We start from the raw sequence: 24,204 nt of genomic DNA, 5'->3' as shown, positions 1-24,204 counted from the left end.
CCAGTCACGAGCCATCGGCAGCACCGCATCGGTCTTGAGAGCTATCACCGGGATGACGTTCGTCCGCGCCGGGCCGGGCACGGTTTGAACTTCCCGGACCGGCCCTCGTCGAGACGCGTAGGACGAAACACCTCGCACGATCCCGGAGTTCGACAGATGCGTCGCCACACCCTTGCCCTCGATCCCACCGCACGCCGGCGTGCCGAGGAGGAGCGGATCCTGCACACGACGACCGGCCCGGTCCGGGTGGACGTCCTCGGCGAGCTCGCCTGGGCGATCGGCGACCCCGACCTGCTCCGCTGGCTGCTCACCGACCACCGCGTCGTCAAGGACCGGCGACGGTACGGCGACCGGCCCGACCCCGGCCGGCCCACCGCGCACGACCAGGCGCACCACCGGATCCGGGATCTGCTCGCCCCGGTGTTCGCGCCCGACCGGCCCGACGTCCTGCCGGTGACCGTCGAACGCAACACCAGCGCGCTGCTGGCCGACCTGTCGGAGAACGACGATCCGATCGTCGACCTGCGCGCCGCGTACGCCGTCGAGCTGTCCGTCCGGGTGCTCGCCGACCTGCTCGGGATCCCGGCCGACGGGCGGGGTGTCTTCCGGCGCGCGCTCGACCGGATGCTGGAGGACTCGGCGGCGACATCGGACCCGGACGTCCGGGCGATGACCGAGTTCATGTCGGCCGCCACCGCCGGCGAGTCGGGACCGGCCGAGACGCTGGTGCTGGCGATCGGTCACGAGGCGTTGGTCAACCTGATCGGCTCGGCGATCGCCGCGTTGCTGGTCGCGCCGGAGCAGCGGGGACTGGTCCGGGCCGGCCGGGCCACCTGGTCCGATGTCGTCGAGGAGACGTTGCGGGTGGCGGCCCCGATGAGTCATCACCGGCTGATGCGTTACGCCGTCGAGGACATCGAACTGCCCGGCGGCCGCACCATCGCCAAGGGGGATGTGATCCTGCCGTCGTACGGTGCGGCCAGCAACAACCCGAAGTATGCCGGCGCCGATTCGACGGTCTTCGACGTCACCCGGGCCGACAAGTCCCACCTCGCCTTCGGCCACGGAACACTGGCCTGTCCGAGTGCCCGGCTGGCCCGGATCGCCTGCCGGACGGCGCTGGTGGGGTTGTTCGGGCTCTTCCCGGCGATCGAGCTGGCGGTGCCGGCGGCGACCCTGGAGCCGAGCCCCAGCCTTTTCGGCAACGGGCACGCCGCACTCCCGGTGTATCTGCACGGCCGACGGTGACGAAGGCCCCCGCTTCGTGAGGAGCGGGGGCCTTCGCCGTTCGTACCGGAGGAATCAGTTGGCGCGGCGGACCGGGGCCCGGCCGACGGGCTGGGTGGGTGACGGGCCGACCGGACCGGCGGGCGGGATCGGCATGGTGACCGGGCGGACCTGGGTCACTTCGATTTCTTTGCCGTGGTGCAGCAGGGTGAGTCGGGCCGAGCCGCCGCCGTTGCGTAGGGAGTAGGTGACTTCGTCGGCGGTGACGTTGACTCGTAGGCGCAGGCCGTGCCAGAGCAGGGAGAAGTCGAGGTTGTTGATCCGGCTGGGCAGTCGCGGTGCGAACGCGAGTTGTCCGTTGAAGTCGCGCATGCCGCCGAGGCCGGCGACCAGGGCGATCCAGGATCCGGCGAGGGACGCGACGTGGACGCCGTCGCGGGCGTTCTGGTGCAGGTCGTGCAGGTCCATCAGGGCGGCCTCGCCCAGATAGTCGTGGGCCAGTTCGAGGTGTCCGGTCTCGGCTGCCATCACCGCCTGGATACACGCCGACAACGACGAGTCGCGGACGGTGCGGGCGTCGTAGTAGGCGAAGTTGCGGACCTTCTCCTCCGGGGTGAACGCGTCACCCCGGATGTACATGGCCATCACCATGTCGGCCTGCTTGACGACCTGCTTGCGATACAGGTCGAAGTACGGGTAGTTCAGCAGCAGCGGATACCCCTCCGGCGGGGTGTTCTCGAAGTCCCACTCCTCCAACCGGGTGAACCCTTCGCACTGCTGATGCACACCCAGTTCCTTGTCGTACGGGATGTGCACCGCCGCCGCCGCATCCCGCCACGACGCCGCTTCCTCGTCGTCCACACCGAAGCGGCGGGCCAGGTCCGGGTGCCGTTTGCAGGCGTCCACGGCGGTCATCAGGTTCTGCTGGGCCATCAGGTTGGTGTAGATGTTGTCGTTCACGATCGCCGTGTACTCGTCCGGGCCGGTCACCCCGTCGATGTGGAACCGGCCGTGCCGATCGTGGTGCCCCAGCGACCGCCACAACCGGGCCGTCTCCACCAACAACTCCAGACCACACTCACGCTCGAAGTCGTAGTCCCCGGTGGCCTGCACATACCGGCGCACCGCATCAGCAATATCCGCGCCGATGTGGAAACCCGCCGTCCCCGCCGGCCAATACCCCGAACACTCCTGACCACGGATCGTGCGCCACGGGAACGCCGCCCCCTGCAGTCCGAGGGTTTGTGCGCGTTCCCGGGCCAGGTCGAGGGTCGAGTGCCGCCACCGCAGCACATCCGCCGCCGCCGACGGCTGCGTATAGGTCAACGCCGGGAGCACGAATGTTTCGGCGTCCCAGAACGTGTGCCCGTCATAACCCGGCCCGGTCAGGCCCTTCGACCCGATCGGGCGTTTCTCGGCCCGCGCCCCGGCCTGCAACGTGTGGAACAACCCGAACCGGACCGCCTGCTGCACCTCCGGGTCACCCTCGACCCGCACATCAGAGTGGTCCCAGAACGCGTCCAGATACTCCCGCTGCTGCTGGACCAGACCCTCCCAGCCGTCCAGACGGGCACTGGCCAGCGCCGCACCGACCTGATCGCGCAGGGCGGGCAGCGATCGGACACTGGACCAGCCATACGCGGCGAGTTTCACCACGCGTAGTTTCTGCCCCGGCTCCAACCGGCACGCCACCGTCGTGCGCAGCCAATCCCCGTGGCCCTCGGTGGTGATCGCGTGCCGGCCCGGGGTCTCCACCAGATGCTCGATCGCCGTGGCCATCCGCAGATCACTGGCCTTGGTCCGATGCACCAGCAACCCACCCGAGCGCTGCTCCAACATCTCCTCGGCCACCAACGGCTTCTCCAGCACCGCCGCGACCCGCGGATCCTTACTACTCGGCGGCAACTGCTCGTTGGCCACCAACTCCGACTGCAGAATCAACCGGGCCGCCCCGTCCAGCGGCTCCACCTCGTACAGGAACGCGACGATCGCCCGCTGCGTGAACGACACCAACCGCGTCGTCCGCACCCGGATACCCTGACCCGACGGCGACACCCACTCCACCGTCCGTTCCAGGGTGCCGGCCCGCAGATCCAGACACCGCTCATGCGACCGCAACTCGCCGTAACGCACATCGAACGGCTCATCATCGACCAACAGACGCATCAACTTCGCGTTGGTCACGTTGACCATCGTCTGGCCGGACTCCGGGAACCCGTACCCACCCTCGGCATGCGGCAACGGCCGCAACTCGTAAAACGAGTTCAGGTACGTACCCGGCAAACCGTGCGGCTCGCCCTCATCCAGATTCCCGCGTATCCCGATGTGCCCGTTCGAGAGCGCGAACACCGACTCTGACTGGGCCAGCAGGTCCAAGTCCAGCCGGGTCTCCCGGATGTGCCAGGGGTCGACGGGGTAGGCCCGTTCACGGATCACGGTCGTGCCTCTCGAAACTGACGAAAAGGGGAGGGAAACATCGGGCGTACGCCGTGTTTCCGAGATGACATGAAAGTAGTGGCGGGCACCCGCCCGTCCAACGTGATGTCATCTTCCTTGCTTTTCGGCTCCGATTGAACTTGCCGCGGTTTGGGCCTTTTGTAGGTCCAAAAGCGACGTGTCGGGGGCGGGAGCCTCGGACTCCCGCCCCCGATCCTCACCGTGAGCTGATCAGCAGCCCGGGCACGACCGTCCGGCCGGTCCGGAACTCCGTGTACGCCCACTGCTCGACGTCCGGCTGCACCCCGACCGGTGTCAACGTGACGTCCCCGGATCCGCCTCGCTCAACCCGGGGCGACACGCTGATCGTCGCGTTGTTCCGGGCCCCGCCCGCGGCCACCACGGTCACCCCGAGCCGGTACGGCACGTCCGGCGTGTTCGTCGACTGCGCGAACGCGTAGGCCGTGTAGACGCCCGGCTCCGGGAAGAACCGCGCCACCCGCTCGTTGCTGTGCCAGAACGCCCAGCTGCGCTCGACCAGCTTCCCGTCCTTGTACAGATACAGGTCCAGGTTCACGTTCGGGTCGTCGTCGGCGGTCTGCACGATCAGCCCGGCCGTCCCGCTCGGCACCACGATCCGGGTGCCCTGCGTCCCGATCCCGCCCGGAGCGAACGCGCCCCCGCTGACCGTCGTCGTCAGCGTCTTGTCGGTCCACGTCACCGGGGTGTACCCCGTGGTCCGTCCGGTCAGCGGACCGGTGAACCCGGGCTGCAGATACCCCTGCCCCGACCCGCCGGTCCGGCCGAACTCCAGCCCGGTGTCGTCGTACGGCCGAGGGGTGAACCCCCACGGACGCGCCGCCACGGTCAGCCGCACCCGGTGCCGGTCCCCGCTGAACACCAGTGAACCGGTCGAGTAGCGGTCCCAGGTCGCGTCACCCCGCTCCAGCCGGATCGTCACGGTGACGGCGGCCCCCGGCCGTACGGTGAAGGTCGAGGGGTTGATCTTGATCTTCATCCCGGTCAGTCCCTCGACCCGGGCCCGGTAGGTCTCGGTCCGGGTGCCCACGTTGGTGACCCGGCGGGTCACCACCACCGGGTGCAGCCCGTCGTACTCGCGCAGCGCGATCGACGGCAGGTTCAGCTCCTTGCCGTCCGGCCCGGCCGCCTGGGCGAAAGCGGTCAGCGACGCCGCCGACGGCTCGATCACCAGTCCCGGGTCGGTGGCCCGGGCCACCGCCGGCAGACCGGAACCCTGCTGCAGCGGGCTGGTCGTGGCCCGGGTGTCGGCCGCGGTCGTGCGCAGCGCCGAGGCCACCGCACCGGGCGACCACTTCGGATGCGCGGCCCGCAGCAGCGCGGCCATGCCGGCCACGTGCGGCGCCGCCATCGACGTCCCCGAGTACGCGTCGAACAGCCGCCCGTCGCTGATCGGCGACACCGCGGCGACCACGTCCACCCCGTCCGCCACCAGATCCGGCTTCTGCAGCCCGGTGTGCACCTGATCGGGACCGTACGACGACAACCCGGCCACACTCGGCAGCCCGGCCAGGCTCGACCCGTCCCCACCGGTCACCAGCGACGCGACACCGTCGTCACGGTGCGCCCACAGGTAGTTGAAGATCCGCCCGGCCTGCTCGGCGCTCCACAGGTACACCGCCGGGAAGTCGTAGATCACGTTGAGCCGCACGTTCCCGCCGGTCTGGAACAGCACCACCCCGACGCCGCCCTTGGCCCGGACCTCCTCGACCGCACCCCCGGCACTGTCGAAGTCGCAGGCCACGATCTTCCCGCGGACCTTGGCCGGGTCGAGACTGCCCCCGGCGCAGAACTGGGCGCCGGCCTCGACCGACCCGGCCCGGTCGGCGAACACGATCGGTGTGCGCCCCCGCCCCGGCAGCACGTCCATCGACGTGCCGACGATCGTCGTGCCGTCACCGAGCCGCACGCTCGCCTCGTGGGCGCGCTCGACCGCCGCGCCGACCGTGGTCACCCACGGCTCGGCGTTGCTGATCATCCCGGACCAGCCGTCGTTGCCGGCCGAGGCCGACACGAAGACCCCGGCCAGGTACGCGTTCAGGAACGCGTTCCCGATCGGACTGTTCGCCTGGTAGTCGCCCATCGCGTTGCCGATGGAATAGTTGATCACGTCCACGCCGTCGGCCACCGCGGCATCGATCGCCGCGATGATGTCGGCGTCCGTGCCCGACCCGCCCCACAGCGCCTTGTAGACGGCGATCCGCGCGTCCGGCGCCACCCCGGAGATCTTCCCGAAGTCGCGCCCGAGCACCATCGCGTGCTGCACCGGCAAACCGGCGGCGGTCGACGCTGTGTGCGTGCCGTGCCCCTGCATGTCCCGCGCCGACAGCAGCTCACCGTCCGGCAGCGCGCCGGCCATGGACAGCCAGCCGTCGGCGAAATACCGCGCCCCGACGATCTTGCCGTTGCACGCCGTCGCCGGGAACCCGTCCCCGCTCTGGCAGACGCCGTGCCAGCCCTTCGGCCTCGGCATGGTCGCCGCGAAGGACGCGCTCTCCGGCCAGAGAGAGAGAGAGAGAGAGAGAGAGAGAGAGAGAGAGAGAGAGAGAGAGAGAGAGAGAGAGAGAGAGAGAGAGAGAGAGAGAGAGAGAGAGAGAGAGAGAGAGAGAGAGAGAGAGAGAGAGAGAGAGAGAGAGAGAGAGAGAGAGAGAGAGAGAGAGAGAGAGAGAGAGAGAGAGAGAGAGAGAGAGAGAGAGAGAGAGAGAGAGAGAGAGAGAGAGAGAGAGAGAGAGAGAGAGAGAGAGAGAGAGAGAGAGAGAGAGAGAGAGAGAGAGAGAGAGAGAGAGAGAGAGAGAGAGAGAGAGAGAGAGAGAGAGAGAGAGAGAGAGAGAGAGAGAGAGAGAGAGAGAGAGAGAGAGAGAGAGAGAGAGAGAGAGAGAGAGAGAGAGAGAGAGAGAGAGAGAGAGAGAGAGAGAGAGAGAGAGAGAGAGAGAGAGAGAGAGAGAGAGAGAGAGAGAGAGAGAGAGAGAGAGAGAGAGAGAGAGAGAGAGAGAGAGAGAGAGAGAGAGAGAGAGAGAGAGAGAGAGAGAGAGAGAGAGAGAGAGAGAGAGAGAGAGAGAGAGAGAGAGAGAGAGAGAGAGAGAGAGAGAGAGAGAGAGAGAGAGAGAGAGAGAGAGAGAGAGAGAGAGAGAGAGAGAGAGAGAGAGAGAGAGAGAGAGAGAGAGAGAGAGAGAGAGAGAGAGAGAGAGAGAGAGAGAGAGAGAGAGAGAGAGAGAGAGAGAGAGAGAGAGAGAGAGAGAGAGAGAGAGAGAGAGAGAGAGAGAGAGAGAGAGAGAGAGAGAGAGAGAGAGAGAGAGAGAGAGAGAGAGAGAGAGAGAGAGAGAGAGAGAGAGAGAGAGAGAGAGAGAGAGAGAGAGAGAGAGAGAGAGAGAGAGAGAATCCCGGTGTCGATCACCCCGATGACCACGCCGTCGCCCTGGGCGGGCACCGGCTTGGCCGCGGGACCCGCACTCGTCGCCGGCGACGAGCCGCCACCACCGAGCTTCGCGGTGTCCGCGCTCGCCGCCGGCGACGATCCGCCGCCGCCCGGCGTCGCCGCGTCGGCCCGCACGACCTGCGTCCGGCTGACCGCGGCCACCCGCGGGTCCTTCGCCAGCTCGGTCGCCTGGGCCCCGGTCAGCCGCGCGGCGAACCCGTTGAAGGCGGTCGTGAAACTCTGCCGCGCGGTCGCCCCGGCATCAGCCAGCACGTCGCGCTGGGTGTCGCCGAGGTGCCGCCGATATCTCTCGGCCGAGGCCGAGTGCGCCTCCAGCTCCTGCCCGGCCGCCGGCTTGGTGGCGGCAAGATCAAGAACCCCGCCGGTGTACGACGTGACGGGCGCTTCCCGCAGCCGTACGACGTATTGACCGTCGCCGAGCTGGGTGCCGGCCGCGGCGGGGGAGCGTAGTGCGGCCCCGCCGGTGAGTGCCGCCGGTTTCCGGTCGGCCCGCAGCAGTCCCAGATCGGGCGGTGGTGTGCCGGTCCCGGCCTGCGCGGGCGCACCGAGACCGACCACGGTCAGGGTGAGCGAGAGGGTGAGCGCGGACAGCGCTCGGAGGCTCGTGGCCACAAGCGTCCTTCCATAAAGGAAAGTTACTGATATGGATGTGGCCTCACCCAATCCTGAACCGATTAAGCTCCGGTGCCAAGATCATTACAAATCGACATCACGCCGTACGGGGGCTGGCGCCGTCCCGCGGCCGGGGCCCCTCCGGCCGGGGCTGGGGGATAGGCTGACCAGGATGTGGACTGGAGAGCATGGCGGTTACCCGGCTTTTGATCAAGTGAACCCGGCCTCGATCAAGGCAGCGCTGGAGAAGGGTATGGAGCTCAGCCGAGCCGAGATCGCCGAGATCGCGGGTGCGGCCGAGGCGCCGACCTTCGCCAACACCATCGCCGCGCTGGAGGACAGCGGCCGAGACTACGACCGCGCTGAGCGGTTCTTCTACACCTTCACCTCGGCCATGAACGACCGGGCGATGCAGGCGCTGCAGACCGAGATGTCGCCCGTCCTCTCGGCTTTCGGCGACGAGATCATTCAGGATTCCCGGCTCTTCGCCCGGATCAAGGCGGTCCATGACGGCCGGGCCACGGCCGGCCTCTCACCGGAGCAGACGCGCCTGGTCGAGAGCTACTACCGGAAGTTCACCCGGGAAGGCGCTGCGCTCGACGACGCCGACCAGGCCACCCTGAAAGACCTCAACCAGCAGCTCGCCTCGCTCTACACCAGGTTCAGCCAGAACGAGCTGGCCGACGAGGAGAACTACCGGCTCACCATCGAGACCGAGGCCGACCTCGAGGGTCTTCCCGAATCGGTGCGGGCGGCCGCTGCCGTAGCCGCCGAGGCGCACGGGGCCAAGGGCAAGTGGGTCTTCACCAACACGCGGTCCTCGATGGAGCCGTTCCTGGCCTACTCCGCCAAGCGCGACCTGCGGGAGAAGGGCTGGCGCATGTGGATCATGCGCGGGGACAACGACACGGCCACCGACAACAAGGCCGTGATCAGCGAGATCCTCCAGCTCCGGACCCGGCGGGCCCGGCTGCTCGGCTTCGAGACCTACGCCCACTGGTCGGTCGGGAACAACATGGCCAAGACGCCGCAGGCCGCCATGGACCTGATGATGAAGGTCTGGGGGCCGGCTCTGCGGCGTGCCCAGGAGGAGATCGCCGACATGCAGGCGATCGCCGACGAGGCCGGCGACGGCATCACGATCGAGGCCTGGGACCACCGGTTCTACTCGGAGAAGGTGCGCAAGGCGACGTACGACCTCGACCAGAACGAGGTGAAGCTCTACCTGCAGCTCGACAACGTCCGCGACGGTATGTTCTGGGCCGCCGAAAAGCTCTACGGCCTGCAGTTCGCCGAACTCGAAGGTCTGCCCGTCTACCACGACGACATGTCGGTGTACGAGGTGACGCGCGACGGCGAGCGGGTCGGCCTCTGGTACTTCGACCCTTACGCCCGCGCCGGCAAGAGCTCCGGTGCGTGGATGAACGAGTACCGCACCCAGGAACGGTTCAAGGACGAGATCACCCCGATCGTCTCCAACAACTCGAACTTCGTGAAGTCCGGCCCCGGCCCGGTCCTCATCTCCTGGGACGACGCCATCACCATGTTCCACGAGTTCGGCCACGCCCTGCACGGCCTCAGCTCGGACGTCACCTATCCGCGCCTCGCCTGCACGTCGGTGAAGCGCGACTTCGTCGAGTTTCCCAGCCAGATCAACGAGCACTGGTTCCCGACGGCGGAGGTGCTCAACCGGTTCGCCCTGCACGTCGAGACCGGCCGGCCGATTCCCACCGAGCTGCTCGCCAAGATCCAGAACTCGCTGACGTTCAACCAGGGCTTCACCACGGTCGAGTTCCTGGCCTCGGCGATCTACGACATGAAGATCCACCTGGCCGCGACGGCGGACGGCACGATCGATCCCGGCGCCTTCGAGAAGAGCTGCATGGCCGAGATCGGTCTGCCGCGGGAAATCGTCATGCGCCACCGCCCGACCCAGTTCGGGCACATCTTCGCGGGCGACGGATATGCGGCCGGCTACTACGTCTACCTCTGGGCCGATGCGCTCACCGCCGACGCGTGGGAGCTGTTCGAGCAGCGGGGTGTCTGGGATCCGGCCACCGCCAAGTCGTTCCTCGACGACATCCTTGCCGTCGGCGATTCCGTTGCGCCGGACGAGGCGTTCCGCCGGTTCCGCGGCCGCGACGTCGACACCGAGGCCCTGATGCGGTTGCGCGGCTTCGCCTGATTTCTCACGGAGACCACCGTGGCGGGCTGCCGGTGACGTTACGGCAGCCCGCGGCCGTTCAAGGTGCACTCATCATCGCTCACCGCATGCCGGCGCCCAGGCCGTACCGAATTAAGGAATGATTGTTCTTGACTGACCGTTCCTGAAAGTCCTAGGGTTTCTGCATGGCAGGCCGCGATCCGCGCGACTGGCCATCGGAGTCGCGGACCCTCGCGCCACTGTGGCGTTGGTCGAGTCCACCGTCCGGGCCGGAAAGGAAGCAGCCTCATGCGAAGCCTCCGCACCACTTTGTTCGCCGGCGCCACCGTCACCGCCATGGCCGCCGCACCCGTTGCGTTCGCGGCTCCCGTGCAGGCGGCGACGGCCGCCTACGACCGCGAGGTCACCTTCACCGTCGACGGGACGCTCACCTACGGCACCATCCACGTGCCGGCGCATCCGGCCGGGCGACGACTGCCGGCGGCGCTGCTGCTCCCCGGCAGCGGACCGACCGACCGCAACGGGGACCAGCCACCGGCCGCGACCCCGCACACACTGGCCCAGCTGGCCGACACGCTCGGCGACGACGGCGTCATGACCTTCCGGTTCGACAAGTACGCCACCGGCCGGACCGGGCTGGGCGCCTTCGCCGCACACCCCGACCGGTTGGACTACCCGGCGTTCGTCCGCCAGGCGGCCGCCGCCTACCGGCTCCTGGCCGCCACACCCCAGGCCGACCCGCGCCGGCTGCTGGTCGTCGGGCACAGCGAGGGCGGCCTGACCGCACTGGAACTGGGCACCTCGGTGAAACCACGCCCGGCCGGTCTGGCGCTGATCACACCGCAATCCCTGCGGCTGCTGGACACCATCGCGATGCAACTGCGCGACCAGTACGACGCGGCCGTGGCGGCGGGGCAGCTGACCGCCGCACAACGCGATGCCGATCTCGCCGTGATAGCCGCCGCGATCGCCGACATCCGCGCCTCACGCCCCGTGGTCGTCACCGGTCTGCCGGCCGGGGTCGCCCAACTGCTTCAGGCGTTGCAGAGCCCGGCCAACGCCCGATTCGTGCTCACCGATGACGCGGTCGTGCCGGCGGTGGTCGCCCGTCGGGTTCCGACGGGAACGGACGTCCTGGTCACCTGCGGCAGTGCCGACATTCAAGTACCGTGCGCGACGACCGACGCGGTGACCGCGGCTCTGCGCGCCGCCCGCACGAGCGGTCCCGGCCGCGTGGTTCTGGCCGGCGTCGACCATCTGCAGCACGACCCGGCGCATCCGGACACTCTGGCCCCGGCGCTTCAGCAGGCCCTGCGCCGCTGGCTCGCAGCAATCCGGCACTGACCGACCGGCAAGGGTCGTACCCCGGCCGGCGACGCCGGGAGACGCCGCCCGCGAATGCCGCCGTGCAGCCTCAGCAGCCCGTCGCCGGCGGCCGGCACGTATCGGCCGTCGGCGCTGATCCGGTCGTAGGCCGCATCCGCGCCGCTGCAGCGAGTGCGGCGAAGACCTTCCTCGTCTATTGATGATCAGCAGAACCGGCCGCGGGAAGAACCGCATCGAGCCGGCGCACCCTGGAGAAGAGCAACACGACCAGGCCGAGGCCGACCGGAAGGGCAAGGACCGCGTACGCGACGCCGACCCCGTACGCGTCGGCCACCACCCCGCCCAGCGCCGCCCCGACCGGAGTCCCGCCCCACGCGATCATCCGTCCGGTCGTGTTGACCCGGCCCTGCAGCTCGTCCGGGGTGAGCTGCTGGCGCACGGTGATGCCGTTGGTGATTGCCGTTGCACTGGCGAAGTCACAGGCCAGCCATGCGACCAGAGCGGCGCCGAACGTGTGGGTCCCGGCCAGGGCGAGCACCGCCAGCAGGAACAGCAGGTACGCCGCCGCCGACAGCCGTCCGGTTCCCAGCCGGCGGCTGAGCGCCGGCAGCGCGAGCGCCGACAGCAGCGCGCCCACCGCCGCGGCGGTGTAGAGCAATCCGATCCGGTGATCGTCCCCGATCAGTCCGAGCTGCTCCCGCGCGTGCACCACCAGCAGGGCCAGCACCCCGCCGGCGGTGGTCGACAGGCCGAAACCGGTGAGGCTGAGGGTGCGGATCACCGGCTGACGCCACAGGTAGGACAGCCCGGCGGTGATGTCACCCCGCAGCGACGTGCCCCGGGTGGCCGGCGGCCGGGGCACGTCGAGGCGGCGCAGCAGCACGATGGACACCAGGTAGGTGGCGGCATCGGCGACCAGCACGACCCCGGGATCCCACACCGTCGCGGCGACACCGGCCAGCGCGGGCGCGGCTATCCCGGTGACCGTCGCGGTGGCCCAGATCAGGCTGTTGGCCGCGGTGAGCCGGTCGCGGCCGGTGAGGTGGGTCAGGGTTCCCCACGCGGCCGCGTCGAACCAGCAGAACGCCGTGCCGATGGCGGCGGCCACCGCCACGATGTGCGCGCCGCTCAGGTGGCCGAGGGCCTGGGCCGCCGGGGCCGAGAGGACGAGCAGCGCGGCCAGGGCCTCGGCCGCGATCATCAGGCGCAGCCGCGGCACCCGGTCGGCGACGGCCCCGGCGATCAGGCCGAAGACCAGATAGGGCAGGGACTCGGCGGCGGCGACCACGCCGGTGAGCGTGGCCGACCCGGTCCTCTGGTAGGCGAGCAGGGGCAGGGCGACCGCGGTCGCGGCGGTGCCGGCGTAGCTGATCGACCGGGCCAGGTACCACCGTCGGAAGGCGGGGTCGCGTAACAGAGCGCTCACGGCGAGCACTTTACAATGAAAACCGTTTCCAACAAGATGGGCGCGTGACCAACGTTCTGCCCCCGGTCCGGGATGCACCGGCCGCCCCGCCACCGTCCACAGTCCGTACCCGGTATGCCGTCGTGATCACCGTGTTGGTGCTGCTCACCCCGGTCGTGCTGGGCGTCGCGGCCGGGACCGGTGCGGTGTCGATCCCGCTCGGCCGGGTCTGCTCGGTGATCGCCGCCCACCTGACCGGCGTGACACCGTCCGACGCGCTCGCCGATCAGATCGTCTGGCAGGTACGGCTGCCCCGCGTCCTGCTGGCCTTCCTGGTCGGCGCGGGACTGGCCGTGGCCGGCGCGGTGCTGCAGGTCGTCGTCCGCAATCCGCTGGCCGATCCGTACGTGCTCGGGGTCTCCTCCGGCGCCGCTCTGGCCGCGGTGGCGGCCCTGACCCTCACCGGCGCCGCGATCGGCGTTTCCGCCGCGGCCTTTCTCGGCGCGGTCGCGACGCTCGCTCTGGTGTTGTTTCTCGGCCGCCGGCGTGGCCTGCTCGACCCGACCCGGCTGCTGCTGGCCGGCGTCGCGCTGTCCTATCTGTTCCAGGCCGGCACCACGTTCCTGCAGCTGCGGGTGAGCAGCAACCAGCTCGCCGCCGTCCTGTTCTGGCTGCTGGGCACGGTCTCCGGCGCGCAGTGGAGCGCGCTGGTGATGCCGCTGGTGCTGGTCGCCGCGGCGACCGGCTGGCTGCTCGGGCAGGCCCGTCGGCTCAACGCCCTGTATCTGGGCGACGACGCGGCCGCGTCGCTCGGGGTTGACGCGCACCGGTTGCGGTGGTGGCTGCTGATCGTCGCGGCCGCGCTGACCGCGGTGGTGATCGCCGTGGCCGGCGGGGTCGGTTTTGTCGGACTGGTCGCGCCGCACGCCGTCCGCCTGCTGATCGGGGCCGACCACCGGCGGCTGCTGCCCGCGGCGGCGCTCACCGGCGGACTGTTCCTGGTGCTCGCGGACCTGGTCGGCCGGGTCGCGGCCGCGCCGCTGGAGCTCCCGCTGGGCGTGGTCACCGCCGTGGCCGGTGTCCCGTTCTTCCTGGTGCTGTTGCGCCGCGCCGGCGTCGCATGACCGCCGCCGAGCTTCGGATTCAGGATTTACGCGTACGCATCGGCGCCGCCCGCCTGATCCACGACGTCACCGTCCGCTGCCCGCCCGGCTCGTTCGTCGGCCTGCTCGGTCCCAACGGCAGCGGCAAGTCGACCCTGCTCCGGACGGTGTACCGCGCCCTGACCCCCGAGGCCGGGACGATCCGTCTGGACGGCCGTGACCTGCTCACCGAGCTGTCCGCGAGCGAGGCCGCCCGCCAGGTGGCCGTCCTGGCCCAGGAGCCCGGCCACGAGGTCGGTTTCACCGTCGCCGAGCTGGTCGCGGCCGGCCGCACCCCGCATCACGGCACCTGGTCCCGCGAGACGCCGCGGGACCGGGAGGTGGTGGCCCGCTCGATCGCCGCGGTCGGCCTGACCGGCCACGAGCACCGGGCGTTCGGCACGCTCTCCGGCGGCGAACGGCAGCGGGTGCTGCTGGCCCGTGCGCTCGCCCAGCAGCCGTCGGTGCTGATCCTCGACGAGCCGACCAACCATCTCGACATCGGCACCCAGCTCGGCCTGCTTTCCCTGGTCCGCGGGCTCGGCGTCACCGTCCTGGCCGCGCTGCACGACCTGAACCTGGCCGCCGCGTACTGCGACCACCTGTACCTGCTGCGCGACGGCGCCCCGGTCGCCCACGGCACGCCGCGCGACGTGCTGACTCCCGCGCTGATCGCCGACGTCTACGGCGTCACCGCGCACCGCATCGCCCACCCCGACACCGGTCGTCCCCACCTGATCTTCGCCACCCACCTCGATTTCCGAGATCAAGAAAGAGAAGAACCATGAAACGATTTGCGTACGCGATGAGCGCGCTGGCCGCCGCGATCGCGCTGACCGGCTGCGGCCCGGGTGCCGCCACCGCCGAGCCGGCCCCGGCCGCCTCGACCGCGGGTTTCCCGGTCGATGTGACCAACTGCGGCCGGCACCTGCACTTCGACCGGCCGCCGACCCGCATCGTGTCCGGCTGGTCGTCCAACACCGAACTACTGCTTGCCCTGGGCGCCGGCGAAGCGCTGGCCGGGCAGTACAACACCAGCACCGGCACGGTCACCGGCGCCTACGCCGATGCCGCCGCGCGTGTCCCGGTGCTGGGCGAGAGTGCGCCGAGCCGGGAACGGCTGCTCGCCGCGCGGCCGCAGCTGATCTGGGCCGACGGCGAGTACCTGTTCGACGGCAAGCAACTGCCCACCATCGACGACCTCGGCAAACAGGGCATCCAGGTGATGGTCCTGAGCGGCTTCTGCGGCGACGACGCCACCGGGGCCACGGTGCGCGACGTCGACACCGACCTCGACGCGCTGGGCCGGATCCTCGGGCGCCCGGCCGACGCGCAGCGCGTACGCGAAGAAGTCGATGGTCGGCTGACCGCGGTCGCGCAGCGGATCGCGGGCAAGCCGGCCACGCCGGTGGCGTTCCTGAGCACCTTCGACCGCCAGCTCTACACCTACGAGGGCGTTTACAGCGACATGGCCCGACTGGCCGGCGCGACCAACGTCTACTCCGGTGTGTTGCCGGCCAGGGCCTACTACGGCCAGGTGTCGGTCGAGGACGTGACCCGGCGCGATCCGGGCACGGTGATCTACCTGCTCAGCGCCGGCGAGAGCGAGGAGTCGGCACGGGCCGCCCTGACCCGGGCGCTGCCCACCGTCTCCGCGGTGCGCGACGGCCACGTCGTCTTCCTGCCGCAGAACGACTCCACCAATCTGGCCGGTGTCGCCGGGGTCGAGAAATTGGCGGCGGCTCTGCATCCGTGACGGCTTGCCTGTCGATCGACGGATCCGTAGAGTCTCCAAATGAAAACGACAATCGTTTTCAACAAGGAAGGGAGTTCCCCATGAAGGTGACGTTCGAGCCGGTCAAGGAGCAGGAGCCGCTGCGCGCCCTGCAGGGCCCGGGCACCAACGCCCTGGTCCACAGCGCCTTCGCGTTCGAGCCGGTCACGGAGCAGGAGCCGCTGCGCGCCCTGCAGGGTCCCGGCACCAACGCCCTGGTCCAGAGCCCGTTCGCGTACCAGGCCTGACGTTCCACCGAGAAACGCCGGCGCCCCTGAGACCCCCAGGGGCGCCGGCCCCGGTCGAGAAAGGACCACCGTGCCGAACCTGGCCGACCCGCCCCGGCTGACCGCCGGCTGCCACCTCTACGAGGGGCCCGACGGCGTGTGGCGCTACTACCTCCCGGGCGACCGGTTCGTCCGGATCACCGCCCCGGCCGACCTGCTCGCCGCCACCCGGCGCACGCTGCACGGTCACCCGGTGGCCGAGCCCCCGGCCGGCACCGCCGAGCTGGTGGCCGCGCTGAAGGATCAGGGCGTGCTGGCCCCGGCCGGGTCGGCGCCGCGCCGCGGCCGCGTCCAGGTGCGCGGTGACGGCCCGATCGCCGCACTGCTCACCGGCCTGCTGCGCGAGGGGCACGACCTGGTCGACCCGGGCGCCGAGGTCACGGCCGGAATCGACGTGGTGCTCTCCTGCGCGGGCTGGCTGCCGGACGCCGCCTGGCGGGAGCTCGGCGCGACCTGCGAGCGGCTCGGGGTCGCCTGGCACGGCTGTTACGCCGAGGGGACCCGCTGGTTCACCGGCCCGATGGCGGTGCCCGGCCGGACCGCCGGGTACGCCGACACGCGGGCCCGGCGGTTGGGCGCTTGCGGAGTTCCGGACGAGCTGATCGCGTACTGGAAATATCTTGATCGTGGTGTTGATCTGCCGCCGGTGCCCGGGCCCGGGCCCGGAGCGAGCGCGATCATCGCCGGCGTGCTGGCCGCCGACGTGGAGGCGTTCCTGACCTCGGGGGCGCCGGCCGCGGCCGGGCAGCAGTTGGAGATCGATCCGGCCACGCTGGCCGTCACCCCGCATCCGGTGCTGCCACTGCCGTTCCCGGCCGGTACGGCGTGAGGGCGAACGTGCGGCTGACCGCTTCCGACGGTGCCGTGCTGGTCGCCGACGCCTACCCGGCGGCGGGCGGCGCGGCGACGCCGGTGGTGGTGACCCGTACGCCCTACGACCGGGCGGCCCACCGCGCCGAGGGTTTCGGCTGGTCCCGGCACGGCTTCGGCTACGTGGTCCAGGACGTCCGCGGTCGCTACGGATCCGACGGTGTCTGGCGGCCCTACCACGGTGAACGCGCCGACGGGGCCGAGCTGATCGACTGGATCCTCGCGCAGCCGTGGTGCGACGGGCGGATCGTGGCGCTCGGCGGGTCGTACAGCGCGTACACCGCCTGGACGATGGCGGTCGAGCGGTCGCCGGCCGTCCGCGCGGTGATCAGTTTCGGGGCGGCCATGGGTCTGGCCCGGGTGAAGTTCGACCGGTCCGGCATCCTGCGCCTGGCCGAGCACGCCACCTGGTGGGCCGAACGGGCCGAGGCCCGCACCAGCCGCACCGGGCTGGCCGCCGACATGTTCGCCGCCCGGCCGGACCTGATCCGGCACCTGCCGGTGACCGATCTTGAGCATCTCATGTGGCCGGACCTGCGCGAGTGGACCGACGTCGTCGACCGCGGCCCGGAGCACGTCGACGCCGAGGCCGTGCGGGACGACGAGATCGCCGCGCTGACCGCGGCCTCACTGCACGTCGGCGGCTGGTACGACCTGCTGCTCGACGAGACGCTGCACCAGTGGCGGACCGCCGGGGACCGGGGCTCGCTGCTGATCGGACCGTGGGATCACGACCTCGGTCACGGCGGCACCACGATCGTGGGCGACCGCGACCACGGCGCCGACTCGCGGGTACGGATCGGCGAGGTACTCCTGAACTGGGTGCGCACCGTCCTGAACCGGGAGCGGCCGCACCCGGACGCGCGGGTTTTCGTGATCGGTCAGGGCTGGACCGATCACGAGCGGTGGCCGCCACCGGCCGGCACACGGACCTGGCACATCGATCCGGCCGGCACGTCGTTCGTCTACGACCCGGCGGATCCGTACCCGTCGGCGAACCCCGGCGCCGACCGTTCCCCGCTGATCGCCGGCCGGGCCGACGCCGCCCGATTCGCCGGCGAGCCGCTCGACACCGCGATCACCATCACCGGCCGGCCGGTGGCCGATGTGGACGTCGACGGTGACGGTGACGTGGTCGTGCGGCTGATCGAGGTGTCCCCGGACGGAACCGCGATCGCCGTCACCCAGGGAACCCGGGAGTCGCGTACCGGCGGGCCGATCACGCTCGACGAGACCGCGGTGCGGGTCGCGGCCGGCTCCCGCCTGCTGCTGGAGATCACCGGCGGCGACTTCCCGCACCTGGCCCGCTGGCTCGCCGACGACCGTTACCGCGGCACCGCGGTCGCGCCGGTGCGCCGGCACGTGCGCCGGATCGCCCTGCACCTGCCGATCGGGGAGGACACGTGAACCCGCTGATCGACCCGCGGCTCGGACTCATCACCGCGGTGCGCCGCCAGCCCCGGCAGCCGGGTGTGCCGCCCGGCTGGGTGGGATACGGCGCGCACGTCGCCGCCACCGATCGGTATGCCGCGTACACCGCCGACCGGTACGGCTTCGGAGCCTCGCTCGGCGACCCGGACCGGGCGTGGCGCGCGGCCGTGGGGGAGGCCGTCGAACGCTACTGCGGCAACATCGTCCCGGACGGCCTGCCGATCTCCTCCTACCGGGAACTCGGCGAACCCGCCGTCGATCCGGCGACCCTGGCGCTGTACAGCCCGCAGCAGTACGCCACGGCCGGGTTCCCGTTCGTGCCCTTCGACCACGACCTGCGCGTTGCCTGGGTGCGCGGCACCGACCTGCAGACCGGCGGCGACGTGCTGGTGCCGGCTTCGCTGGCCTACCTGAACTACTACACCGGACCGCGCCGCACCGAGCCGCCGACCAACGCGCTGTCCTACGCCGGCATCGCCACCGGCACCGACCGCTCGCACGCCGAACGGTTCGCTCTCGAGGAGATCTTCGAGCGTGACGCGACCACCCTCTGGTGGGCCGGCGAGGAGCCGGCGCCGCTGGTGACCGACGCCGGGGACCTGATCGCCCGGCTCGACGACCCGGACGCGGCCGACCGGACCGTCCGGATCCGATCGATCCCGTCGGCGTTCGGCGTGCCGGTGGTGACCGCGTTCCTCACCGACCATCGGGAGCAGGTCATCGCGTTCGGCAGCGCCTGCCGCGCCGACCCGCGCGAGGCCGCCACCAAGGCCCTGGTCGAGGCGATCGGGCTGTACGCGGTGACCCGCAAACTGCTCGACCCGGACTCCGACGTCTGGCACGCCGTCCGTGAGGGTGTCCTGGCCGGGCACGTGTTCCGTCCCTACCGGGCCGACCGTTCCTACCGGGACGCGTTCCGGCCCGACCTGCGCGACCTGGTCGACCTGCCGGCGATCGCCCAGCTCTACCTGGACCCCCGCATGCAGGGCGAACCGCTCGATCGGCTGCGCGCCGAGCACCCGGCGACCACATTCGACCGGATCGCGGCCGTGCCCGCGGACCGGGCTCGCGAGGTCTACCTGTCGCGCCTGGCGGCGGCCGGCCTGCGCGCCGTCTCGGTCGACCTGACCACCCGCGACGTGGCCGCGGCCGGGCTGCGGGTGGTCCGCGTCCTCGTGCCCGGCCTGTACGGCAACTCGCCGCCGGCCTTCCCGCTGCTCGGCGGCGACCGTCTGCCGGCCGGCCCGTCACGGCCCCCGATCCCGCTCGCCTGAGAGGCCACCCATGCGCAGCGACCTGCTGGTCGACTCCCGGACCGGGATCGTGCGCCGGCTCGACCGGCGTACCGTCCCGGCCCACTTCCCGACCTCGTACACCATCGTCGACTCGTACCTGGCCGACACCACCGTGTTCGGGCCGTACCCGGCGGACTCGGCCGGCGCCGGATACGCCTTCTCCTCATCGGCCGACGGGGACCGGGCCGTGGCCGCGGCGCTCGGCGAGGCCGTCGAACGTTACTGCGGAAACCTGGTCCCGCCGGGGCTGCCGGTCGGCCCGGCCACCGCGATCCCGGATGCCGTCGACCCGGCGACCCTGGCCCTGTTCAGCGCGGAGCAGTACCGGCAGACCGGATTCCCGTGCGTGCCGCTGACCGCTGACCTCGCCGTGCCCTGGGCCCGCGGGGTCGACGTGGCCACCGGGCGATCCGCGGCGGTGCCGGCCTCGCTCGTCTGGGTCAACCATCCCGGCGGTCCGCGTACCAACCCGATCGTGCAGGCCGGCATCGCGACCGCTGCGACCGTGGACGGCGCGACCTGGTCCGCGCTGTGCGAGGTCATCGAACGCGACGCCATGACCCTGGCCTGGACCGGCCGCGGCCACCTGACCCCTCTCGAAGCCCCGGCGGCGCTGCGGCAACTGGTGCGCCCGCCGCTGCACGCGCGCTGGTTCGCGTTCCCGAACGACGTCGGGTTGCCCGTCATCGGCGCGCTGGTCCGCGACGACAGCCGCGGCTACCAGGCGCTGGGCATGGGCGCGGGCGCCGACCCGGGCGAGGCCGCGCGGAAGGCCCTCGGCGAAGCGCTGCAGCTGGTGCTGCTGCTGGGCGACTACGACCGCCCGGACTCCGGGTTCGCACGGGCCGCGGCCGGCCCCGGCAGCCCCCTGAAACCGTGGCGCCCGAACCGTGACTACGCGGCCGCCTACCGCGCCGACCGCGCCGACGTGGTCGACTACGGATGCCACCTGCAGCTGCACCTCGACCCGGCCGTCCAGCAGCGCTTCGAGACGGAGCTTTCCGGCACGGTCCGCGACGGCGACCCGGAGTGGGAGCCACCCACCTCCCTGGCCGACCTGACCGACCGCCTCACCGGCCGCGGCCACCGGGTCCTCGCCGTCGAGGTCACCACCGCCGACGTCCGCGCGGCCGGCCTGCACGTGGTCCGGGTCGTCGTACCCGGCTACTACACCAACGCCGCCGCCGGCCTTCCGCTGCTGGGCGGCACCCGCCTGCCCGCCCGGCTCGCCGGCCGCGCCCCACGGCTGCTGCCCCTGCCGCATTAGTACTGCGGCGACGGGCCGGCCCGATCAGTCCCGGACAAGTCGCAACGCCAGCAGTGGACACCGATCCACCGCCTGCCGAGCCGCCCGCTCAAGCGCCTCCGGCACCAGCGGCCGCGCCGATCCGTCCCGAGCCATCGGGAATCCCCAGTCGTCCTCCACCAGCACCTCTTCCAGCAGTTCGGTGCAGGTTCCCCGCCCGTCGCAGGCCGTCCAGTCGATGTGCAGCCGCTGCCCGGTCACCCCGTCACCTCCGTGGCCAGGCAGCGTCCGGCCAGGTGGGCCCGCACGTCCGCGTCGAAGGCCCGCAGCCCGCTGAGCACCATCCGGGCTGTCCCGTCCGGATGCCGGCAGGCACCCCGCCCGGTCACCAGCCGAGCCAGCCGTTCGACCTCGGCCGGCAGCCCGGGCCGACCCCGCCGGTGGGCCAGATCGGACAGTGTCCCGGCCATCCGGGGCAGACCGTTGACGCACGGCCCGCACTGACCGGCGACCTCCCCGGCCAGATATCCGGCGATCCGAGCGCTCTCCACCAGCCCGCACGTGCCCACCGGCAGCGCCACCACCACGCCCGCGCCGGGCGAGGCACCGAACGGCCCGAGCGCCGCCCGGCTCACCTCCAGCCGCGGGTCGGCCGGCACCCAGCCGCCGTGATACCCGCCGACCAGCACGGCCTGCAGCCGCCCGGACGCCCCGCCGGCCGCGGAGATCAGCTCGCCGAGCGTCACCCCGTAGCCGGCTTCGACCACACCGGGCCGGTTCACCGCCCCGGAAACGGTGGCCAGGAACGTCCCGGGCTCCTCGCGGGTGCCCGCCTCGCGGAACCAGTCCGGTCCCCGCCGGGCGATCAGCGCCAGGTGGGCCAGTGTTTCCGCGTTCTGGACCAGCATGCCCGCCTCGGTGATCCGGACCCGTTTGTCGGCCGGGATCGCATCCCGGCCACCGACGGCGGCCACGACCGCCGATTCCTCCCCGGAGACGAACGAGTCCGGCGCCGCATGCAGGCTGACCGGCAGCGGATCGCGGCGAGCCTGCACCATCGGGCGCAGCGCGTCCAGCGCGGCCTTCGGCGCATAGAGGTGGGCCGACCGCGCACCGGCCGCCCGGGCGGCGAGTTGCAGACCATCAAGAACCAGATGCGGCCGGTACGCGAGAAGCGCCTTGTCCTTGCCGCTGGCCGGCTCGCCCTCGGCCGCGTTGGCGATCACCGCCGCGGGCCGCCCGGCCCCGGCCACCGCCGCCAGTTTGCGCCACACCGGGAATCCGGCCCCGCCACGACCGGTCAGCCCCGCCTCCCGAGCCAGACCGGCGATGCGCTGAGCATCCAGGGCGGGCATCGGACCGTCGTCGCCACCGTCCAGCAGCCGCTGCCGCACGCGGCCGGCCGGCACCTCCAGGATCGTCATCCGACCTCCTCCATCTGGCGCAGCCGCGGAGCGACACGACGCTCCACCCGCTGCGGGAACCGCACAAATCCGGTAGAAATCCGCCACACCACGGCGGCGGCGACGATCGCGGCGCAGGCCATCGAGATCGCCCAGAGCCACCACGTACCACGGTCGGTGCCGGTGCCGAGCCCGTGCATCAGGGCCACCGGCCAGCACAGATAGGCCAGCCAGTGCACGATCCGCCAGGTGCGCACACCCAGCCGCCGCCGCAGCAGGCTGGTCACCACCATGGCCAGCACCAGATCGACGGCGACCGTCCCGAGCCCCAGCCAGAACGGCCGATAACTTCCGGCAAACGGCAAAACCAGATCAAGAACCTTCAATTGGGCGTACGGATCGAGCAGCAGGCTCAGCACATGCCCGGCCAGAAAAACCACGGCGAGAAGCGACGCGTTGCGATGCAGCAGGCTCACCGCGAACCGGGGGAGTCCGAACGCCGTACGCCCGGATCGGGTTCCGATGCCCAGAGCGACCACCGTGGTGAGCAGGATCAGCGACACGACCCCGCTGCCCCGCGCGAAATACCAGAGCGCATCGGTCACGACGGCCACCCACCCCGGAGCAGCACGTCGAGGTCCCGCCCGACCAGACGGCTGGGCATCTCGCGCAGCATCTCGGGCGCCCGCCGCCCGGCGACGATCGCCGCGGTGCTCAGCGTGTTCGCCCGCAGGCAGGTGAACGCGGCCACCGACACGGTCCGCCACACCCGCGCCGCCGGCCGCCCGGTGCGCGGGTCCACGATGTGGTGCAGCAGTTCCCCGGCCCGCCCCCAGACCCGGCTCGCGGTGCTCGACGTCGCCAGCGCCGCCCCGCCCGGCAACCGCACCGTGCACGACGGGTCGCCCGGCCGGTCCTGCACCAGCACCTGCCAGCCGCCGTCCGGCGCCGCCCCGGCGGTCGCGATGTCGCCGCCCAGCGCGACCAGCACTCCCACGCCCAGTTCCCCGGCGACCCGCGCGGCGGCCCGGTCCGCGGCCGCGGCCTTGGCGGTCGCACCGAGGTCGAGCAGGACACCATCGGGCACGGTCAGCTCGCGCCGGCCCGCGTCGAGCCGCACCGACCGCCAGTCCGGGCTCGGGAAGACGCGTACCGCGGGCGCGGTCGTCGCCGGTGAGCAGCGCGAAGTCCCGGTCGTAGCCGAGCCCGCACAGCGCCCCGCCCACGGTCGGGTCGACCGCGCCCTCGGTCTCGTCGGCCGCGCGCAGGGCCATCGCGACCAGGCCGGCGAGCACGGTGCTGATCCGCACCGGCCGCCCGCCGGCCCGGCCCACGTGACTCAGCTCGGAGTCGGGCCGGAACCGGCTGCAGGCCCGATCGACCGCGGCCAGCTCGGCCTTGACCAGCTCGCTCGCGTCGGCCAGCCGCCCCGGATCGGTGACCACGATCCGAGCCACCGTGCCCCAGACGGACCACTGCGCGGTGTCCGCGCCGACCGGAAGGGTTTCGACGAGCGGCATCTCAGGACCCTCCCGACGTGGCCTGCGAGCCGCTGTCGCTCCCGCTGGAGAGCGTCGGCGAGCTGCCGCTGCTGCTGGTCGAGGACGAGTCGGTGGTGCTGGAGTCGCTGTTTGACGTGGTGTTCGTGGACGAGTCGCTGCTCGTGGAGGTGGCCGTGTCCGACGCGTACGCGGCCACCCCGATCGCCAGAGTTCCGGCGACGCTGGCCGCGACCAGCGCGCCGGTTATCAGCGACGTGCGCCGCAGTCCGGCTTCCCGCTTCATCCGGTGCTCCTCTCGTTGACCTGTCAACGAGATTGCGTCGCCCGGTTCGTTCTGCCCTGTGCGGATCCTTGGCGCTCTCTGTGAACGCATTCCGGCCGGCCGCCGCTAATTACAGGCGATCCCGTCAGCGTCGGCGTCGAGCCTCTGGCGATCCTTACCGGCCACGATCAGGTCGGTGAAGCCGTGCGCCGCGAGCCAGGCGCACTTGTCGGTGACCCCGGCCGGGAAGGTCAGCGGGACACACTGGGTGGCAGTCCCGTAGTTGTGGTCGCAACCGTCCACGAAGGCCGGCACCTTCAGCGGCGCCGTCGGCGACTTCACCCGGG

The 24,204-nt window shown here is 71.1% G+C and carries 20 protein-coding genes and 2 pseudogenes; 12 read left to right on the top strand and 10 right to left on the bottom strand.

Annotation, left to right across the window (positions count from 1 at the left end):
• The first annotated feature begins 156 nt into the window (after positions 1–156).
• On the top strand, positions 157–1,248 hold the full coding sequence (locus ACSHV8_RS23065; RefSeq protein WP_436535824.1) for a cytochrome P450: 1,092 nt from the start codon (positions 157–159) through the stop codon (positions 1,246–1,248).
• Between the two features lie 54 nt (positions 1,249–1,302).
• On the opposite strand, the gene ACSHV8_RS23060 is transcribed toward ACSHV8_RS23065, so the two are convergent.
• From ACSHV8_RS23060 to ACSHV8_RS23050, 3 genes and pseudogenes are all read right to left on the bottom strand, one after another.
• Positions 1,303–3,663, bottom strand: coding sequence for a glycoside hydrolase family 65 protein (locus ACSHV8_RS23060; RefSeq protein WP_436535823.1), 2,361 nt, complete (start codon positions 3,661–3,663; stop codon positions 1,303–1,305).
• Positions 3,664–3,880: 217 nt separating this feature from the next.
• Positions 3,881–6,061 carry a S8 family serine peptidase gene (locus ACSHV8_RS23055; protein WP_436536879.1) on the bottom strand — a complete coding sequence of 727 codons (2,181 nt, stop codon included), beginning with the start codon at positions 6,059–6,061 and terminating at the stop codon, positions 3,881–3,883.
• A gap of 1,242 nt (positions 6,062–7,303) precedes the next feature.
• Positions 7,304–7,696, bottom strand: a pseudogene (locus tag ACSHV8_RS23050) (protease inhibitor I9 family protein); the annotation flags it as partial.
• Positions 7,697–7,922: 226 nt separating this feature from the next.
• Between ACSHV8_RS23050 and ACSHV8_RS23045 the strand changes: the two are divergent.
• Positions 7,923–9,935: a M3 family metallopeptidase gene (locus ACSHV8_RS23045; protein WP_436535822.1), complete on the top strand. Its 2,013-nt coding sequence runs from the start codon at positions 7,923–7,925 to the stop codon at positions 9,933–9,935.
• 267 nt (positions 9,936–10,202) lie between these two features.
• Complete coding sequence (locus tag ACSHV8_RS23040) at positions 10,203–11,258, top strand: hypothetical protein (RefSeq protein WP_436535821.1); 1,056 nt, start codon at positions 10,203–10,205, stop codon at positions 11,256–11,258.
• A 175-nt stretch (positions 11,259–11,433) separates the two neighbouring features.
• On the opposite strand, the gene ACSHV8_RS23035 is transcribed toward ACSHV8_RS23040, so the two are convergent.
• Positions 11,434–12,666, bottom strand: coding sequence for an MFS transporter (locus tag ACSHV8_RS23035; protein WP_436535820.1), 1,233 nt, complete (start codon positions 12,664–12,666; stop codon positions 11,434–11,436).
• Between the two features lie 44 nt (positions 12,667–12,710).
• Here ACSHV8_RS23035 and ACSHV8_RS23030 point away from each other — a divergent pair, with 44 nt between their 5' ends.
• The 8 genes from ACSHV8_RS23030 to ACSHV8_RS22995 all read left to right on the top strand — a co-directional run bounded on the left by ACSHV8_RS23030 (position 12,711) and on the right by ACSHV8_RS22995 (position 20,711).
• Complete coding sequence (locus ACSHV8_RS23030) at positions 12,711–13,769, top strand: FecCD family ABC transporter permease (protein WP_436535819.1); 1,059 nt, start codon at positions 12,711–12,713, stop codon at positions 13,767–13,769.
• Positions 13,766–14,575, top strand: coding sequence for an ABC transporter ATP-binding protein (locus ACSHV8_RS23025; RefSeq protein WP_436535818.1), 810 nt, complete (start codon positions 13,766–13,768; stop codon positions 14,573–14,575). The genes ACSHV8_RS23030 and ACSHV8_RS23025 overlap by 4 nt, the downstream gene beginning before the upstream one ends.
• Positions 14,572–15,543 carry an ABC transporter substrate-binding protein gene (locus tag ACSHV8_RS23020; protein ID WP_436535817.1) on the top strand — a complete coding sequence of 324 codons (972 nt, stop codon included), beginning with the start codon at positions 14,572–14,574 and terminating at the stop codon, positions 15,541–15,543. Before ACSHV8_RS23025 ends, ACSHV8_RS23020 begins: the two co-directional genes overlap by 4 nt.
• Before the next feature lie 80 nt (positions 15,544–15,623).
• Positions 15,624–15,809 (top strand): streptamidine-related RiPP repeat protein, encoded by a 186-nt coding sequence (locus ACSHV8_RS23015; RefSeq protein ID WP_436535816.1) that lies wholly within the window; start codon positions 15,624–15,626, stop codon positions 15,807–15,809.
• Positions 15,810–15,879: 70 nt separating this feature from the next.
• Complete coding sequence (locus tag ACSHV8_RS23010) at positions 15,880–16,677, top strand: hypothetical protein (protein ID WP_436535815.1); 798 nt, start codon at positions 15,880–15,882, stop codon at positions 16,675–16,677.
• Complete coding sequence (locus ACSHV8_RS23005) at positions 16,674–18,125, top strand: CocE/NonD family hydrolase (RefSeq protein WP_436535814.1); 1,452 nt, start codon at positions 16,674–16,676, stop codon at positions 18,123–18,125. Before ACSHV8_RS23010 ends, ACSHV8_RS23005 begins: the two co-directional genes overlap by 4 nt.
• Entirely contained in the window at positions 18,122–19,423 is a 1,302-nt protein-coding gene (locus ACSHV8_RS23000; protein WP_436535813.1) for a YcaO-like family protein, read from the top strand. Before ACSHV8_RS23005 ends, ACSHV8_RS23000 begins: the two co-directional genes overlap by 4 nt.
• Positions 19,424–19,433: 10 nt before the next feature.
• On the top strand, positions 19,434–20,711 hold the full coding sequence (locus tag ACSHV8_RS22995; RefSeq protein ID WP_436535812.1) for a YcaO-like family protein: 1,278 nt from the start codon (positions 19,434–19,436) through the stop codon (positions 20,709–20,711).
• Positions 20,712–20,735: 24 nt separating this feature from the next.
• On the opposite strand, the gene ACSHV8_RS22990 is transcribed toward ACSHV8_RS22995, so the two are convergent.
• The 5 genes and pseudogenes from ACSHV8_RS22990 to ACSHV8_RS22970 form a co-directional block, all read right to left on the bottom strand.
• Positions 20,736–20,951, bottom strand: a complete 216-nt coding sequence (locus ACSHV8_RS22990) for a ferredoxin (RefSeq protein ID WP_436535811.1) — start codon at positions 20,949–20,951, stop codon at positions 20,736–20,738.
• Positions 20,948–22,114 (bottom strand): NADH-ubiquinone oxidoreductase-F iron-sulfur binding region domain-containing protein, encoded by a 1,167-nt coding sequence (locus tag ACSHV8_RS22985; protein WP_436535810.1) that lies wholly within the window; start codon positions 22,112–22,114, stop codon positions 20,948–20,950. Before ACSHV8_RS22985 ends, ACSHV8_RS22990 begins: the two co-directional genes overlap by 4 nt.
• Positions 22,111–22,698, bottom strand: coding sequence for a ferric reductase-like transmembrane domain-containing protein (locus ACSHV8_RS22980; RefSeq protein WP_436536877.1), 588 nt, complete (start codon positions 22,696–22,698; stop codon positions 22,111–22,113). The genes ACSHV8_RS22985 and ACSHV8_RS22980 overlap by 4 nt, the downstream gene beginning before the upstream one ends.
• The gene (locus ACSHV8_RS22975; protein ID WP_436535809.1) at positions 22,695–23,213 is read right to left on the bottom strand and encodes an FAD:protein FMN transferase; all 519 of its coding nucleotides are present in this window, start codon (positions 23,211–23,213) and stop codon (positions 22,695–22,697) included. The genes ACSHV8_RS22980 and ACSHV8_RS22975 overlap by 4 nt, the downstream gene beginning before the upstream one ends.
• A gap of 151 nt (positions 23,214–23,364) precedes the next feature.
• Positions 23,365–23,613, bottom strand: a pseudogene (locus ACSHV8_RS22970) (FAD:protein FMN transferase); the annotation flags it as partial.
• A 17-nt stretch (positions 23,614–23,630) separates the two neighbouring features.
• On the opposite strand from ACSHV8_RS22970, the gene ACSHV8_RS22965 reads away from it, so the two are divergent.
• Positions 23,631–23,897, top strand: a complete 267-nt coding sequence (locus ACSHV8_RS22965; RefSeq protein ID WP_436535808.1) for a hypothetical protein — start codon at positions 23,631–23,633, stop codon at positions 23,895–23,897.
• 86 nt (positions 23,898–23,983) lie between these two features.
• Here the strand turns inward: ACSHV8_RS22965 and ACSHV8_RS22960 are convergent, their stop codons facing one another.
• Positions 23,984–24,199, bottom strand: coding sequence for a hypothetical protein (locus ACSHV8_RS22960; protein WP_436535807.1), 216 nt, complete (start codon positions 24,197–24,199; stop codon positions 23,984–23,986).
• Between the last annotated feature and the right edge of the window lie 5 nt (positions 24,200–24,204).

This window comes from Actinoplanes sp. HUAS TT8, assembly GCF_051380535.1.
Lineage (GTDB): Bacteria > Actinomycetota > Actinomycetes > Mycobacteriales > Micromonosporaceae > Actinoplanes.
The sequence above is the reverse complement of the archived record's forward strand: the minus strand, read 5'-3'. Positions and strand labels throughout refer to the sequence as shown.

Coding starts and splice junctions, on each gene's coding strand:
- ACSHV8_RS23015 (WP_436535816.1), top strand. CDS start 15,624: ATGAAGGTGACGTTCGAGCCGGTCAAGGAGCAGGAGCCGCTGCGCGCC.
- ACSHV8_RS22995 (WP_436535812.1), top strand. CDS start 19,434: ATGCGCAGCGACCTGCTGGTCGACTCCCGGACCGGGATCGTGCGCCGG.
- ACSHV8_RS22985 (WP_436535810.1), bottom strand. CDS start 22,114: ATGACGATCCTGGAGGTGCCGGCCGGCCGCGTGCGGCAGCGGCTGCTG.
- ACSHV8_RS23025 (WP_436535818.1), top strand. CDS start 13,766: ATGACCGCCGCCGAGCTTCGGATTCAGGATTTACGCGTACGCATCGGC.
- ACSHV8_RS23065 (WP_436535824.1), top strand. CDS start 157: ATGCGTCGCCACACCCTTGCCCTCGATCCCACCGCACGCCGGCGTGCC.
- ACSHV8_RS23020 (WP_436535817.1), top strand. CDS start 14,572: ATGAAACGATTTGCGTACGCGATGAGCGCGCTGGCCGCCGCGATCGCG.
- ACSHV8_RS23040 (WP_436535821.1), top strand. CDS start 10,203: ATGCGAAGCCTCCGCACCACTTTGTTCGCCGGCGCCACCGTCACCGCC.
- ACSHV8_RS23055 (WP_436536879.1), bottom strand. CDS start 6,061: ATGGCCGGCGCGCTGCCGGACGGTGAGCTGCTGTCGGCGCGGGACATG.
- ACSHV8_RS23045 (WP_436535822.1), top strand. CDS start 7,923: ATGTGGACTGGAGAGCATGGCGGTTACCCGGCTTTTGATCAAGTGAAC.